This is a genomic window from Anaerococcus nagyae (assembly GCF_017874535.1).
Taxonomy (GTDB): Bacteria; Bacillota; Clostridia; order Tissierellales; family Peptoniphilaceae; genus Anaerococcus; species Anaerococcus nagyae.
In genome coordinates this window covers 82,735-98,116 of record NZ_JAGGLS010000002.1, presented here as the reverse complement: position 1 = coordinate 98,116, position 15,382 = coordinate 82,735, and the positions used below count along the sequence as shown (strand labels likewise).

The 15,382-nt window shown below is 29.2% G+C and carries 15 protein-coding genes and 1 pseudogene; 4 read left to right on the top strand and 12 right to left on the bottom strand.

What is annotated here, in order from left to right; all coding sequences use genetic code 11:
• Positions 1 to 223: 223 nt before the first annotated feature.
• Both J2Z39_RS02590 and ppdK read left to right on the top strand, forming a co-directional pair.
• Complete coding sequence (locus J2Z39_RS02590; protein ID WP_117520962.1) at positions 224 to 1,033, top strand: pyruvate, water dikinase regulatory protein; 810 nt, start codon at positions 224 to 226, stop codon at positions 1,031 to 1,033.
• A gap of 12 nt (positions 1,034 to 1,045) precedes the next feature.
• Complete coding sequence (ppdK, locus tag J2Z39_RS02585; protein ID WP_209813640.1) at positions 1,046 to 3,676, top strand: pyruvate, phosphate dikinase; 2,631 nt, start codon at positions 1,046 to 1,048, stop codon at positions 3,674 to 3,676.
• A gap of 79 nt (positions 3,677 to 3,755) precedes the next feature.
• On the opposite strand, the gene J2Z39_RS02580 is transcribed toward ppdK, so the two are convergent.
• From J2Z39_RS02580 to J2Z39_RS02565, 4 genes are all read right to left on the bottom strand, one after another.
• Entirely contained in the window at positions 3,756 to 4,679 is a 924-nt protein-coding gene (locus tag J2Z39_RS02580; RefSeq protein WP_117520958.1) for a 2-dehydropantoate 2-reductase, read from the bottom strand.
• Between the two features lie 311 nt (positions 4,680 to 4,990).
• Complete coding sequence (locus tag J2Z39_RS02575) at positions 4,991 to 5,335, bottom strand: hypothetical protein (RefSeq protein WP_117520956.1); 345 nt, start codon at positions 5,333 to 5,335, stop codon at positions 4,991 to 4,993.
• A complete protein-coding gene (locus J2Z39_RS02570; protein ID WP_117520954.1) occupies positions 5,328 to 6,572 on the bottom strand; it encodes a DUF1576 domain-containing protein in 1,245 nt (414 codons plus the stop codon). The genes J2Z39_RS02575 and J2Z39_RS02570 overlap by 8 nt, the downstream gene beginning before the upstream one ends.
• A gap of 373 nt (positions 6,573 to 6,945) precedes the next feature.
• Complete coding sequence (locus J2Z39_RS02565; RefSeq protein ID WP_209813639.1) at positions 6,946 to 7,836, bottom strand: DegV family protein; 891 nt, start codon at positions 7,834 to 7,836, stop codon at positions 6,946 to 6,948.
• Between the two features lie 122 nt (positions 7,837 to 7,958).
• Here J2Z39_RS02565 and J2Z39_RS02560 point away from each other — a divergent pair, with 122 nt between their 5' ends.
• Both J2Z39_RS02560 and J2Z39_RS02555 read left to right on the top strand, forming a co-directional pair.
• The gene (locus tag J2Z39_RS02560) at positions 7,959 to 8,849 is read left to right on the top strand and encodes a radical SAM protein (protein WP_209813637.1); all 891 of its coding nucleotides are present in this window, start codon (positions 7,959 to 7,961) and stop codon (positions 8,847 to 8,849) included.
• A 279-nt stretch (positions 8,850 to 9,128) separates the two neighbouring features.
• Positions 9,129 to 10,670, top strand: a complete 1,542-nt coding sequence (locus J2Z39_RS02555; protein WP_209813635.1) for a bifunctional metallophosphatase/5'-nucleotidase — start codon at positions 9,129 to 9,131, stop codon at positions 10,668 to 10,670.
• A gap of 68 nt (positions 10,671 to 10,738) precedes the next feature.
• On the opposite strand, the gene J2Z39_RS02550 is transcribed toward J2Z39_RS02555, so the two are convergent.
• The 8 genes and pseudogenes from J2Z39_RS02550 to J2Z39_RS02515 all read right to left on the bottom strand — a co-directional run bounded on the left by J2Z39_RS02550 (position 10,739) and on the right by J2Z39_RS02515 (position 15,357).
• Complete coding sequence (locus tag J2Z39_RS02550; RefSeq protein WP_209813633.1) at positions 10,739 to 11,815, bottom strand: DUF2871 family protein; 1,077 nt, start codon at positions 11,813 to 11,815, stop codon at positions 10,739 to 10,741.
• On the bottom strand, positions 11,802 to 12,383 hold the full coding sequence (locus J2Z39_RS02545; protein ID WP_209813631.1) for a TetR/AcrR family transcriptional regulator: 582 nt from the start codon (positions 12,381 to 12,383) through the stop codon (positions 11,802 to 11,804). Before J2Z39_RS02545 ends, J2Z39_RS02550 begins: the two co-directional genes overlap by 14 nt.
• A 135-nt stretch (positions 12,384 to 12,518) precedes the next feature.
• The gene (locus J2Z39_RS02540; RefSeq protein ID WP_181965112.1) at positions 12,519 to 12,671 is read right to left on the bottom strand and encodes a hypothetical protein; all 153 of its coding nucleotides are present in this window, start codon (positions 12,669 to 12,671) and stop codon (positions 12,519 to 12,521) included.
• A gap of 26 nt (positions 12,672 to 12,697) precedes the next feature.
• A pseudogene (locus J2Z39_RS08695) lies at positions 12,698 to 12,880 on the bottom strand (GNAT family N-acetyltransferase); the annotation flags it as partial.
• Between the two features lie 51 nt (positions 12,881 to 12,931).
• Complete coding sequence (locus tag J2Z39_RS02530) at positions 12,932 to 13,399, bottom strand: GNAT family N-acetyltransferase (RefSeq protein ID WP_209813630.1); 468 nt, start codon at positions 13,397 to 13,399, stop codon at positions 12,932 to 12,934.
• A gap of 37 nt (positions 13,400 to 13,436) precedes the next feature.
• Entirely contained in the window at positions 13,437 to 13,919 is a 483-nt protein-coding gene (locus J2Z39_RS02525) for a hotdog family protein (RefSeq protein WP_209813628.1), read from the bottom strand.
• 82 nt (positions 13,920 to 14,001) lie between these two features.
• Positions 14,002 to 14,418, bottom strand: coding sequence for a GNAT family N-acetyltransferase (locus tag J2Z39_RS02520; protein ID WP_245325670.1), 417 nt, complete (start codon positions 14,416 to 14,418; stop codon positions 14,002 to 14,004).
• A gap of 168 nt (positions 14,419 to 14,586) precedes the next feature.
• Entirely contained in the window at positions 14,587 to 15,357 is a 771-nt protein-coding gene (locus J2Z39_RS02515) for a nucleoside phosphorylase (protein WP_209813626.1), read from the bottom strand.
• Positions 15,358 to 15,382: the final 25 nt, after the last annotated feature.

Genomic DNA, 15,382 nt, shown 5'->3' with positions numbered 1-15,382 from the left:
ATATTTCTTATATCGAATATATTATATTATAATCAATAAAATTGTCAAAAACAAATAAAATCATGAAAACATTTTTATATAATATCCTTTGGAATTCAACAATATTATTTGTTTGTTTATAAACAAACAATATAGAAAGATCTATCTATACAAAATATATATGAAAATATTTTCATAAAATCAAAATAGTGATATAATAAGTTTAAAGTTAAGAGGAGGGATTATGAACTTATTTGTATATATTATTTCAGATGCTGATGGACTAGGCATTAGCCACTTAGCAAAAAGTACAATGGAAAAGTTTGAAGTAGGTTATGACGAAAAGTCTTTTACAAATATTAGCTCCCCTGAAAATTTAAATGAAGTTTTTAATGAAATCAAAAATGATGAAGGATCAAAAATAATTTTCAATTCTCTTAACGATATAAGTCACAATAAAAACTTAAAGACATTTAGTGAAGATTATAATATCCTTACCATCGATTATGCTAGCTATTCTCTTAATAGAATTAGCAAGTTTTTAGGAATGGATCCATTGGATATTGAACTTGAGGATGACTATAAGGTAATCCATCACTATAAAAGATTGGATGCTCTAGATTTTGCTATCCGCTATGATGATGGTAGAGATTTTAAGGGTCTAGAATATTGTGACATATGTATAATAGGAGTTTCTCGATCATCAAAAACACCTTTATCTGTCTATCTAGCAAGTATTGGCTATAAAGTTTCCAATGTTCCTTTGCTTAGAGAATCTGTTGTACCCAGAGAACTTTTTGAAATTGATTCTAGAAAAATTTTTGGTCTTACTATGGATAAAACGAGACTACAAAAAATCAGAGAACAAAGACTAGAGTCTATTAATTTACCAAAAAATTCCAAGTACTGTGATATCAATCATATTGAAGATGAGCTTAAATATGCCAAAGAAATTATGGAAGATTTAGATTGCATGATAATAGATGTAACAAATAAATCAATTGAAGAAACTTCTGAATATATCATTAGTAAAATCGAAAACATTCCAAATTGAGAGGAGGAAAAAATGGCTTATAAATACGTTTATGGCTTTAACGAAGGTAACAAAGATATGCGTGCTCTCCTAGGTGGTAAGGGCGCAAACTTAGCTGAAATGACAACATTGGGTATTCGTGTACCTTATGGCTTTACAGTTACAACAGAGGCTTGCACAAGATTTTTTGACGAAGATAGAAAGCTATGGGATGAGCTTAACAAGGAAATTAGTAATCATATTAAAATCTTAGAAGAAGAAAATGGAAAAACTTTTGGATCTACAGACGATCCTCTTCTTGTATCTGTTAGATCTGGCGCGCCTATTTCTATGCCAGGTATGATGGATACTATCTTAAACCTAGGTTTAAATGATGATGCAGTTATAGGTCTTGCTAAAAAAACAGACAATGAAAGATTTGCCTACGATTCTTACAGACGTTTTATACAAATGTTTGCAGATGTAGCTATGGAACTAAATAAAAATAATTTTGAGAATCTTTTAACTTCAAAGAAAAATGATAGAGGTGTAGAACTTGATACAGATCTTACAGCTGAAGATTTGAAAGAATTAGTTGAAGAATATAAAGATAAATATAAAGAGTTAAAGGGAGAAGATTTTCCACAAGATCCTCGCAAGCAACTAGATTTAGCCGTAGCTGCCGTTTTTAGATCTTGGGGGAATGAAAGAGCTGTACTCTATAGAAAATTAAATGATATTGATGATACTATGGGAACAGCAGTAAACGTTCAAACCATGGTATTTGGTAATATGGGAGATACTTCTGGTACAGGAGTGGCATTCTCTAGAAACCCTGCAACAGGTGAAAACAAGCTATTTGGTGAATTTTTATTAAATGCTCAAGGGGAAGATGTTGTTGCTGGTGTTAGAACTCCACAAGAAATACATACTCTAAAAAATTCTATGCCAGAAGTTTTTGATGAATTTGCAAAAACTGCCAAAAAACTTGAAGATCACTATCATGATGTTCAAGATATGGAATTTACCATCCAAGAAGGAAAGTTATTCTTATTACAAACAAGAAATGGTAAAAGAACTGCTCAAGCTGCAGTTGAAATAGCTGTTAATATGGTAGATGAAGGTCTTATTGATAAAAAAGAGGCTGTACTTCGTATAAATCCAAAAGACTTAGATGGTCTTCTCCACCCTACATTTACTAAAGAAGAATTAGATAATAATGAAGCTGCTACAAAAGGTCTAGCTGCTTCTCCAGGAGCTGCTGTAGGTAAGATTGCATTTTCTGCAAAAGATGCTGCATTAAGAGCAGATAGTGGAGAAAGTGTAATATTAGTTCGTGAAGAAACTTCTCCAGAAGATCTTGAAGGTATGGTTAAAGCAAAAGGTATACTTACAGCTCGTGGCGGCATGACAAGCCATGCGGCAGTAGTAGCTCGTGGTATGGGTAAATGCTGTGTATCAGGTGCTTCTGAAATTCATGTAGATGAAGATGAAGAAACTCTAAGAATAGGCAAAGAAGTTTATGGAAAAGATGATACAATATCCATTGATGGATCTACTGGAGCCATCTATATAGGAAATCTAGAAACTCAATCTCCTCAACTTGAAGGAAACTTCGGAGAATTTATGAGCTGGGTAGATGAATTTAGGGATATGAAGATTAGAACAAATGCAGATACACCAAGAGATGTAAAACAAGCTTTAGAGTTTGGTGCTGAAGGTATCGGTTTATGTAGAACAGAGCATATGTTCTTTAAGGAAGATAGAATCTTCCAAGTTAGAAAAATGATTCTAGCAAGTGACGTTAAAACTAGAAAACAAGCTCTAGATAAAATTCTTCCTATGCAAGAAGATGACTTCTATCAAATTTATTCTCTAATGGGAGAAAGACCAGTAACAGTTAGACTTCTTGACCCACCACTTCATGAATTCTTACCAAGAGAAGAAGAAGCAATTAGGGACTTAGCACTTGATTTATCCATAGAACCTGCTCGTATTCACGAAAGAATTGAGGAACTTGAAGAAGTGAACCCTATGCTCGGTTTTAGAGGATTAAGACTTGGTATTGCTTATCCAGAAATATCAAGAATGCAAGCTCGTGCTATAATTCAAGCTGCCATACATTGTCATGAAGATGGAAATAAAGTTATTCCAGAAATTATGATCCCACTTTCCAGTGATGTAAAAGAACTAAAGTATGTAATAGATGAAGTAAATGATGAGATAAAGAAAGTATTTGAAGAAAAGAATACAGAAATAAAATATCTTGTTGGGACAATGATAGAAATCCCAAGAGCTGCTATTACAGCAGATGAGATTGCAGAAATCACAGATTTCTTTAGTTTTGGTACTAATGACTTAACACAAATGACTTTTGGTCTTTCAAGAGATGATGCAGGTAAGTTCTTACCATTATATCTAGATAAAGACTTATTTGAAAAAGATCCTTTCCAAGTTCTTGATCAAAAAGGTGTAGGTTTCTTAATAGAAACAGCAGTAGAAAAAGGACGTGCTGCTAAATCTGATCTTCACCTAGGTATATGTGGCGAACATGGTGGAGAGCCAAATACAGTAAAATATCTGTATAATGTAGGACTTGATTATACATCTTGTTCTCCATTTAGAATTCCTATAGCAAAACTTGCTGCAGCACAAGCTTCTATAGAAAAGAAAGATAATAAATAGATTAGTAGACCTCCATAACTATTAATATCTAAAAAGGTAAAAAGGGACTAAGAATTTATCTTAGTCCTTTTTTTAGATATTATTTTGCATCATTTAGTTCTTCTTTTGCATGAACTAACTGAGTTATTATTTCATTATATGGAGTAGCTATATTATGAGTTTTACCCTTATTAACTACCGCTCCATTAATAAAGTCTATTTCTGTTTTTCTATTTCTTTCTACTAAATCTTGATACATAGATGGGTAATGATCTTTAGCTGCTTTTGATGTTTCGCGTATATAATCTAGCATTTCTTTTTTATCAAGGTTTACTCCATCTGCATTGCCTACTTCTACAAATTCTTTTACAAGCTCATCAATTATTCTCTCATGAGCATCTATTGCAAAAAATTCTCCAACTGTACACTCTAGTAAAGCTGTCATAGAATTCATAGTTCCATTTACCATAACTTTTCTCCAAATAGCATACATTACATTTTTATCATAGCGTGCATTTAGCTTACCTTCATTTAATATATCAGCTACCTTTTTGCCAGCTTCTTCATTACCACCTATATTTTGAACATCTATAGTGCCTATATCTCTAATAGTAATAGAACCAGGCTCTTCTAGAGCTGCTGCCCATATGGTAACTCCCATATTAATTTGATTTAAATTTACATAATTTTTCAAGATTTCTTCATGTCCCATGCCATTTAGTAAGCAAAGAATTTGAGTATTTTCATCTATAAGATGAGATATAGCTTCCATCATATCTTTTAAATACATAGACTTTGTCATAACTACTATTAAATCAGCTTTTTTACTAGCTTCGCTAGGTTTCATGGCTTGAATTTTTATATTATCATCAAATTCTCCCTTTACAGTAAGACCATTATTATTTATATTATCTATATGATCCTGCCAATAATCTAATAAGATAACTTCATTGTCAGAATTTTTACTAATCTTATATCCAATAGTGCAGCCCATGGCACCACTTCCTGCAATATAAACTAACATATTTTTTCTCCTTAATTAATCCTTGAATGCAAATATGATTTAATTATAAGTGCAAACAAAATTTTAAAAATATAATCAATACTGACAATTACATAATACCCAATAAATTATCGTCTATAAAATATTAAATATAGGATATTCTTAATTTAAAAAACTTATAAGATTGTTTTTATTAGTAGTATCAATATATTTTAGTCACATTAGCCTATAATTATTTCTCTTTTGATACTACTTATCATATTTTAATTTGATCAAAAGATCTAATATAAAATAACTCTATCATTATTATTTCATAAATTTTAACTACAAAGTCAGTCTAAAATATTATCTCTTAGAAGATTTATTTGTAGATTATTTCCCTTTAGTTTAACATATGCAGCATCTACTAGATATCCAACTGCATTGATTTGATTTTCATCGCTTGATGTAAGTAAGCTATCATAATAATCGTCGTATTCTGGTAACCTAGGATGATTAAGAATACTTTCTAAGTCTTTAACTTTCAAATTTTTAGGATCGACTTCTCCTTCAATCATTATTATTGTTCTATGACTATCTACCGATATTTGAGTTTTTATACTAGAAAATTCATGTTGGACATAATATTCTAAAATTACATTTAATATTTTTATTGCTTTTTCTCTTTCTCTAATCATGATTACGCCTTTCAACAAAACTCTTATAAAGAGGAACTAAAACCGCTGCAACCATCCCGCCTGCAAGTCCATTATTATATAGATTAATTCCACCATGGATTAATGTAACATTTGTAGCTACTGCTTTATGAATAAATCCTGCAAATATACCAGCAATTATACCAAATTCTCCCGCTATAGGTGCTATAGTTGTAGAAAATAAAGCAGTTAAAACAGCAAGTGTACTAGAAGGTTCATATTTATTTACCATACTAGCAATATAAACCCCCATCATTATTGGCAATACATTTTTGGGATGCTTACCAAATGCACTAAATCCCATCACAGTTAATATACCACCAACTATTGGACCATTAAATTTGCCTCCACTTAAAAATACGAACCCAACACATATAAGTCCCATTAAACCTATATTAAAAATCACCAAATATCTATTAGAGAAAATAGTAAAATCAGTCACAAGCCTACCACTACTTTCTAAAATCTCCTTATAACCATTTAGTCCCTTATTTTCTATTATGCCATATGACATCAATCCTAAGCTAAGCACTAACAAAAATATAATAGTGTATGTGTCATTACCATAATAAATTAAGCTAACTCTAGGAATTTCTTTATCAAACATTCTTAAGATTCCAACTAAAACTATAGCAATTATTCCTAAAGAAAATCCAACATTGTATAAAGAGTAGCCATCATGAAACTTTAGCATCGAACTTGATAGTGGAATTATTATAAGACCAACTAGTATACCTACAATAATTCCTAAAATTATACCTATACTTAACTTAAATCCAAGTGAAAACATAAATAAGCTAACTATAGGACTTAAACCAGTTACAAAACAAACAATATGCATATAATTTGCCAATTTAAGATTTTTTAACTTAATATATAAATAAACACCGAGCATTAGAGGAATAGAGTTTACTATATTTTTTCCAAAAAAACTAAAGCCTGTTACAGTAAACATAGCTGCTATTAATGCCCCTGTTAACCTTGCATCACATTTCTTAGCTAGCATGATAGTAAATAGTAACATCAAACCAGCATTAACATAGCTTGCACCAAGTCCACCAATTTCCATATAGTCAGATACAAGAACACTTGATGACTTAATTATATTGAATAAACCAAATAAAGTATCTCTTATTGGACTTATTAAAAGTCCATAAATAATAAGAATAAAGCTTGCTATATAAAAATTTTTGTACCAAAAATCATTTAATTTTTTCATATTTTATAAATCCCCTCTAATCTTTAAATTTATTAAGAAGTATTTAACATAAACTCTATAACATATTTAATACTCACATACTTGTAAATCTAAATATAATATTCATAGTATTCTATTTAAGTAGGTAATCGATTTCAATATCTATACATTAAAAAGAAATATACTTCCTATATATAAATTTTAACAAATTAGAAATATATTGACAATAAGTATTATACAATAATGACGATTAATTATAATTATCTCTTTTGAAAAAACTTTATTATTACAAATAAAAAAAGCCTTACTTAAAGAAAGCTTAATTCAGTTAACCCTTTAAGCTTTCTAAGAGTAGGCTTTCGTTTAAATACATTAGTATTTAATATGAATTAGCTTAGTCCATTCTCTCTTTCCCCCAGTAAAATATTGATATTGCACCAGGGCCTATATGACTACCTATGGTAGGTCCTATATCAAATGCTTGTACCCCGCCATCTATATTAGGAAACTTCTCTTCAATCATGGATTTTATCTCATTTACTAATTCCATATTATCAGCATTAGATATAAAAATTTGATCATTATAATCACTACCACCTATAGCATTATCTTCTATTTTAGAAATTATAGCTTTTAAAAGTTTTTTTCTTGTTCTAATCTTACCAGTAACTATCATACGACCTTCATCATCAACCTCGATTAATGGACAAATGTGCAAAACTCCACCAATACTTGCTGCTGTCTTAGAAATCCTACCGCCTCTAGCAACATATTCTAAGTTTTCATTACTAGTATAACTTATAACATGAAGTTTATTTTCTTCAGCCCAATTATAAAGATCATCTATAGCCATACCTTCTTTTTTTAATTTAGAAAGCTTTGATACTAATAATCCTACTCCTGATGAAGCCATCTTAGAGTCTACTGGATAAACTTTTCTTTCTGGATATTCTTCCTTTAAGATTTCAATAGCTTCTAACAGAGAATCAAACTGACCAGACATCCCTGTTGATAAACAAACATGGATTACATCTTGTCCACTTTCTAATAGAGGTTTTAAATAGTTTACATACTCTCCAGTATTGATTCTTGAAGTAGTTGGTTTAGCACCTTCTCTCATATTATTATAAAAGCTCTTCATATCTAAACTTTGACCAAAATCATCTAAATAATTTTCTCCATTTAATTCATAATTAGCATTGATAACACTAACGTCTAAGTTATTTTTTATATAATCTACTGATAAGTCCATTGTGGACTCACAACTTAATATATAGTCTGTCATTAGATCCCCCTTAGGTTAATTTCAATATTTTATATTTTATCATATATAAAATTATAGTCCATAAATATCTATCATTTATATACCTAATCATTTAAAGTATAATGAAAAAGAAAGGAGTTTTTATGCATTATACTGGTCAAGTTTATAGACCGCCTCTAGAAGCTTATACCCCTCTTTTAGAAGTTACTTATGGGTGTTCACATAATAAATGTGCTTTTTGCACAATGTATAAGCAAACAAAATATGGCATATCACCTCTAGAAGATGTAAAAAGTGATATAATTGAGCTTAGTAATTCATTTCAAAGAAAACTAAAACCTTTTGAGAGAATATACCTTTTAAATGGAGATCCTTTTACTTTACCTACAGAAAAATTACTAAAAATTGCAGAATTAATAAAGGAATATATACCAGAGTGTAAAACAATAACAGCATATTGCTCATTTTATAATCTAGAAAATAAAACTTTAGATGATATGAAAAAACTTAAAGAAGCAGGTTATAATGAGCTTTGGTTTGGAGTAGAAACAGGATATCAAAAAGCTCTTGATTATATAAATAAAGGTACAAATCTAGATGGATATTATCGAGGTCTAGATAAGATGAAAGTAGCAGGTATAGAATATCATGCAATTGTGATGCAGGGAATTGCAGGATCTGGCAATTCTTTAATAAACGCTAAAGAAACTGCCAAAGTACTCAACTATTATCCACCTAAAGGTGTGTATATAATGAGTACTGCTGTAAATGAGGGGTCCCCTCTTTATTACATGAGAGAACGTGGGGAATTTATAGAAACAACTAATAGGGAAAATTTAGAAGAGCAAATATACCTACTTGAAAATTTAGAAATGCCAAATGAAACTTTATATTCCTCAGCACATATGGTAAATATGGTAAGTGTCAGCGGTCATATGGATAAAAAACAAAAAATGATTGAGAAACTTAAATATGCTTTAGAAACAATTGATCCCGAAATTTTAGATATGACAAACCAAAGAGAAGCCCGATAATAACTATATAATAATGCTAGCTACTATAATAATTAATAGTGGTTAGCATTTTTTGATGTCTATTAAAAAATCTAGGACAAATAGAAAAATACGTATAAGAATAAATTATAATATTAACTGTAATTATATGAGATAATTAGTTATTTTCTTTAATCTATATTTATCTTAATGGAAATATAAGTAAATTTAATTTTAAATAATTTATGTACTTTACAATTACACCAAGTAAATATATACTAATACTTTAATGACTGCTATATAATAAAACTTAGGAGTATTATGAAACTAATAATTTTAGAAACTACTGACATACATTCACACATATCAACTGACTCATTTAAAGTGCCATCTAGAAAAGAAACTTTCTCTATGTCTAGGGCAAAAACTTATATTGATAAGGTAAAAGAAGAAAATCAAAATGTAATTTATATAGATAATGGAGATAATTTGCAAGGCTCTCCACTTGCGACTTTTTATCACAACAATAATGATCCAAAAAATCTAGCAGATTCTTACAATTTGTTAGGAACTGATTGTATTATTTTGGGCAATCATGATTTTAATTACGGTCAAGATTATTTAAGATCTTATATAAATCATGTCAAATGCCCTGTACTTTCTGCTAATACAATTCAAGAATCAAATAATTACTTAGATATAAGTCCATATACTATAAAAGAAATTAAAGGAATTAGAATTGGTATATTAGGTCTAGTAACTCAATACATACCTCATTGGGAAAATCCTAAAAATATAAAAGGTTTAGCATTTAAATCTGCATTAAATACCGCTAATTATTATGTTCCTTTTTTACGCAATAAAAAAAATTGCGATATCATAATTATTTCTTATCACGGAGGATTTGCAAAAGATTTAGAGTCGGGCAATGAAATACAAGTCCAAACTGGAGAAAATGAAGCTTATGACTTATTATATTCAGGTTTAGACTTTGATATCCTCTTAACTGGTCATACTCACCAAGAAATAGCAGGTGTGTATAACAATATACCAGTAGTACAAGCTAGTTTTGCGGGCAGAGCAATTGCTGAAATCACTTTAGAAATTAACGAAAACAAAAAAATCATAAATAAAGAATCAAAAATAATTGACTTATCAGAGTTTACTCCTGACCTCAAGTTAGAAAATCATATAAAAAAAGATATGAATAAGGTTCAAAAATTCTTAGATATTTCGTGTGGATTTATCAAAACTAATGCAAAAGTAGACTCTATAATGCAAGCTCAGATAAATGGTCATCCGTATATCAATCTCATTAATCAAATTCAAATGGAATATGCAAGGACAGATATTGCAGCAACACCTATTTTTACAATAGAAACTAAAGGATTTGATGAAGATATAACTATGCGTGATATTATTAACAATTATATATTTAATAACACTTTGATGAAGCTTGAGATTACTGGGAAGGATTTAAAACAAATTTTAGAATTCAATTCTAATTATTTTATGCTAGATGAGGAAGGTATGATTGTTCAAAATCCAGAGTATTTTATATTTAATTATGATATATATTCCGGAATTGAATACACTTATGATTACAGTAAAGATATTGGTCATAGATTAACTAGTTTAAAATATCACGGTCATGATGTAAAAGACGATCAAAAGATTATTCTTGCTACTAATAATTATAGAGCTATTGGAGGAGGTGATTTTCCCGTACTTAATGGAAATCAAATTATATGGGAATCATCTGAAGAAATGCCAGAATTAATATTTGACTACATCAAAGAAAAAAAAGAAGTAACAATCAATAATTATCCGACTGTAAATATTATAGGATATAAGGGCATATAATAAAAAATAGAGAGGACTAGTTTTCAGTTATTAGCTAATCCTCTATTTGTTTAATTATTAATTTATATCTATTTCTTGTTAGCTAAATCTAGCTTTTCATATTTATAGATCTTATAAAACATCCAAAACATTCCTATTGTTAAAACTGTGTGACCAATTCCAGCAACACCAGATATGGCAGCTAAGCTAATGGTTTCTTGGCCTTGACTAACAACTGTATAGATGCCTTTTAATAGCATACTAACAATAAATATTGTAAATCCTATTATATAAGTGTGGTAAGATTTTTTTAAAGTCAATATTCTCTCTCTATCGTAATTTTTGACTAATAAATAGACACCCATTAGAGTTAAAAATCCAAGTACAAGTGTATGAGTATGGACTAATTTTAAATATGTTGGACCTAAAAAGCTATAATATTTAGTAAACTTTCTTGAAAATGCTCCAGCAAATATTCCAAAAATGACAAAAGTTACGGATGTTTTAAGTATTGAGCTTTTATTAAATCCATCTACAAAATATTTAAATCCAAATACTACTATTAATAAATAAGCTATAGTTTTTGGCATCATTAAAGCACCGACAGCAGGATACTTTTTACTAAATAATACTACAGGTATATAAAATGCAAAACTTAGTAATATTAGCCACCACATATTTTTAAGACCAGGTTTTTCTTTCTCTTTATAAGACCAAATAATTAAAAGTATACCTAAGATTAAAAATGGTATATTTCTATAAATCCCCCACTCATAAGCTTCATTAGCTGTACCCCAGTTATTTTGTGGCATAAAAACTAACAGTACTCTAATGATAGAGAGAACGTATACTAGTATTTTCTTTTTGTTATCATAATCTCCTGTCTGTTTTCTATAAAAATAATAATATAGAACATAAAAAATAGTCATTGTAATACTTGTGACAAATTTTCCCCAAGATAAAGCATTTACATTAGCTTCAAATCCACCTGGACTTAAATAAGATATTACTCTAGGAATCAAATGAAAACTATCACCCAATCCTAAAATAATAGCCATTATGCCAAAAAGCTTTGCCTCTTTCCTATCTTCTAAAACTAATCTTACACCCAAAGCTATTACAAGTATTAAATAGCTTATATCAAATAAACTTTCACCTATTTCCATTAATAACTCCTTGCATGATCCACCTAATATGTAGTTTATATTTTTCTACAAAAGTATCCTTATCCCAATCTTCTCTAAAATTTCTTTCGATGAGGCTATGAACCACGGCTCTGAAAAAATAAATCTTTTCTTGATCAATTCCAATTGACTGCTCTATATTAAAAACTAATCTGAAATTTTCATGAGAATTTTCCCAACTTTTGTTTAATCCCTCATCCCAATACAAATATCTATTTTTATATAATTTATATACATCTTCCCTAAAAATAATTTCAGCAATATCTTCACCAAATTCTTGAAGTGAATCATAAATATTTCCATTATTATTTTTTAATGTATCCATAAAAAGTATATGTATATCATAAGTTTTTTTATCAAGTATATAAAAATAGCTATCTTCTAAATCATTGAAATACTGATAGAAGCTACCTCGAGCTATACCTAAATTTTCAACTATAGTTTTTATGTTTACTTGAGAAAAAGGCTTATCAGAAAATTCATAAATTAATTCATCTGTTATTTTTTTCTTTTTTTCCTTATCTAAATTATAAAATGTATCCTTAGGCAATATATATTCCTTTCTAGTGACATTGTGTCATTGCATTTATATTATAAATGACACAATGTCATTTGTCAAGAAAAAATAAAATGACTCCACAATAATTCTAAGAGTCATTTTTAAAAGTTATATTTTCAAATAAGTTTATTGCTTGGATTTATTCATTTTCTTACTTCCAATAATTAAACCTACTAATAATCCTGAGCATAGTCCAATCCCTGTTTCGTCTATAATTGATCCTATTAATAATCCAAAAGCAAGACCCAAACTCATAAAATATCCTAAGTCTTTATTCATTACTCTATCTTTTCCCTTGCTTTGTTTTATAATTCTTTTTTAAAACAAATAATTTTATTTATTTCGATAAAACATATAGCTAAATGAAAATCTAAACTACCTTTATTTTCTAATAGAAAATCACTAGCAAACTCCTTACACCCTTTATCTCTTATCCACTTTTCATAAGCTTTTACTAATTCTTTTGCATAATAATTTCTTCTATAAGATTCCTTTACATAATTATTAAATCTTTCATAAGATCCGCTCCTTTAAGGATTTTATTTTAAATATTTAATATAAATCTGACAAGGGTTCCATTCATTCCACATATCTGGAAAACATTCTAACTCTACATATCCCATAGAAATATAAAATTTATTTGTTATATCATATTCCTTATAGCACCCCGATTTGACTGTCTTCACTTGGGAATAGGAAAAGCTAAATTCTTTAGATAAGTTTTCATAATTTTTAATTAACTCTCTACCTACACCTAATCTATGAAATTCTTTTTTAACACCCATTACAAAAATTTCTGAGCTATCGTCGCTAGTTTTATTCAAAACAATGAATCCTATAGGCTTATTTTCCATATATGCAGCTAAATATGGCATATCTTTTGAATCATTTATATAATTCTCAATGGATTCTGTTACTCCAAACCATTCTGTCAAATCATAAAGAATTTCTCTTGAAATTTTCTCTTTTTCCTTTATATTCTTTATTTCTTTTATAATAGTCCTCATAATAATTATTTTAAATCTAGTTAGATAAAATTGTTAATCACATATTATCTTTAACACCTACTGCAACCATCCTTGCTTTGGCTCTTACTTCTCCTGCCACTTCCATTGTCATGTTAATAATTGCTTTTCTTTCAGTAAGCTCTTCTAACTCAGATATAACCATAACTTCTTCATTCATAGGAACTGGCTTCTTAAAGTCGACCTCAATTCTTGCTGTTATATATCTTTTAATAACTGTATCTTCTGTAAGTTCTAGACCTTTATCTTTGTGATTAAAGTAAGCTGCAGAAGCAGTTCCATGACAGTCAAATATCATAGCAATCATACCCCCAAATAAATTTTTAGGAACTCCACCTGTATATTTTTCATCAGGTACTATTTTACAAATACAAGCTTCACCATTTTCACTAGGATAAGACTTTAAATGTAAACCTTGGTCATTTTTAGAACCACATCCCCAACAATGTTGGAAGCGTTCTCCATATGTATCTTGAATCGCTACTCTTTTTTGACTTTCCATATCTGTTATCTCCTTTTTTAATTAATTTTATTCCACTCTTCTTTTAATACCCTATTAATTAAACTACAACAAAATAAAACTTTTATTGCCTAATATATGTGCGTACTGGATATTCAGTATTACCTTCTATCATTCCCATCTTTCTATAAAAATTATTAGATACTTTATCATTCGCATCAGTAATTAATAAAAATTGCCTGACATACTTAAATTTACAACTTGTTTTTTGATAGAGATTTTTACCTATAGATCTTCTATAATAACCAGGTCTTATTATAAGATCTTGAATATACACAACATGGTATCCATCACCAACACATCTAATAAATCCTATAAGTTTATCATTTTCAAATGCTCCCAATATATAGAGAGAATTATCAATTGATTTTTCTAATATTGTTAAATCATCAAGATATGCATACCAAGAATTCTCTTTATAAATTTCTATAATTTGGTCTATATATTCTTTACCAAATTCTTTATATATAATGTTTTCCATTTTAAATTCCTTTTATCTAACATATTTCGTGTATATACACTTATTGCTTTTTTATTAGGAATGGGGTCTATCCAACATCTATCATATCTACTTGTACATAAGCTTACAGTAATTTCTAAATCGTCTCGATCTGATTCTTTTATTTTTTAAATTCATAATATTTTACACTCAGTCAAAGTTTAACAAAGCATCTAGACTAAGTCTTAGAGCGTATTCAATGGAATCTCCACCAAATCCTCTAGGATCATATTTGTATACATTAGCTAAAGAATCTGCAGTAAAAAGTATTTCTCCCCAAACTGCTCCTCTAAATTCTGCAACAGCTCCAAGGGCTGAACACTCCATTTCTACTACTTTGCAGCCTTCATTTATGCGATATTCCACCATATCCTTAGTTTCTCTATAAAATCCATCTGTTGACCAAGTTATTACTTCCTCATACTTTAATTTGTGACTTATCAAGGTTTTTTCTATGACTTTTAAAGCTTTTTTATTTATATTTACAAAACGTGATGGAGGAAGATAATGGTAGCTTGCCCCTTCATCTCTTAAGGCTTTAGTTGGCACTAAAAATGTATTTTCGGCAATATCAACCAGGACCCCACAAGAACCTGTGCTTATTATTTGCTCACATCCGTAGGAGATCAGCCAATCTAAGATTTGTGCAGAGACTGCGGAACCTACAGGAGCTTGAACCAGGCATATTTCTTCTTCTTTATAATTTATTATATAAATAGGATAGATTTTAGTTATAGAATTAAAAGTTCCAATTATATGAGCATTACAATCATTTGCCAACTTATCTAAAGCATCTCCTAAAAATGTAAATAAGCATTTCTGAGGTAGGTTAAAGTCAAGGCTTTCATGATCTGGCATGATGATTGATTCTTTACTATCGTCATATTCTAATATAGGATATTGATTTTTAAATATTGTCATTACATTTTCACCCTAAAATTTATAT

What these genes read in the sequence shown, in the direction of transcription:
- J2Z39_RS02565 (WP_209813639.1), bottom strand. Translation starts at nt 7,836, where the DNA reads ATGACAGACTATATATTAAGTTGTGAGTCCACAATGGACTTATCAGTA.
- J2Z39_RS02575 (WP_117520956.1), bottom strand. Translation starts at nt 5,335, where the DNA reads ATGATTAGAGAAAGAGAAAAAGCAATAAAAATATTAAATGTAATTTTA.
- J2Z39_RS02590 (WP_117520962.1), top strand. Translation starts at nt 224, where the DNA reads ATGAACTTATTTGTATATATTATTTCAGATGCTGATGGACTAGGCATT.
- J2Z39_RS02570 (WP_117520954.1), bottom strand. Translation starts at nt 6,572, where the DNA reads ATGAAAAAATTAAATGATTTTTGGTACAAAAATTTTTATATAGCAAGC.
- J2Z39_RS02520 (WP_245325670.1), bottom strand. Translation starts at nt 14,418, where the DNA reads ATGGAAAACATTATATATAAAGAATTTGGTAAAGAATATATAGACCAA.
- J2Z39_RS02550 (WP_209813633.1), bottom strand. Translation starts at nt 11,815, where the DNA reads ATGGAAATAGGTGAAAGTTTATTTGATATAAGCTATTTAATACTTGTA.
- J2Z39_RS02530 (WP_209813630.1), bottom strand. Translation starts at nt 13,399, where the DNA reads ATGAGGACTATTATAAAAGAAATAAAGAATATAAAGGAAAAAGAGAAA.
- J2Z39_RS02515 (WP_209813626.1), bottom strand. Translation starts at nt 15,357, where the DNA reads ATGACAATATTTAAAAATCAATATCCTATATTAGAATATGACGATAGT.
- J2Z39_RS02555 (WP_209813635.1), top strand. Translation starts at nt 9,129, where the DNA reads ATGAAACTAATAATTTTAGAAACTACTGACATACATTCACACATATCA.
- J2Z39_RS02525 (WP_209813628.1), bottom strand. Translation starts at nt 13,919, where the DNA reads ATGGAAAGTCAAAAAAGAGTAGCGATTCAAGATACATATGGAGAACGC.
- ppdK (WP_209813640.1), top strand. Translation starts at nt 1,046, where the DNA reads ATGGCTTATAAATACGTTTATGGCTTTAACGAAGGTAACAAAGATATG.
- J2Z39_RS02560 (WP_209813637.1), top strand. Translation starts at nt 7,959, where the DNA reads ATGCATTATACTGGTCAAGTTTATAGACCGCCTCTAGAAGCTTATACC.
- J2Z39_RS02540 (WP_181965112.1), bottom strand. Translation starts at nt 12,671, where the DNA reads ATGAATAAAGACTTAGGATATTTTATGAGTTTGGGTCTTGCTTTTGGA.
- J2Z39_RS02580 (WP_117520958.1), bottom strand. Translation starts at nt 4,679, where the DNA reads ATGTTAGTTTATATTGCAGGAAGTGGTGCCATGGGCTGCACTATTGGA.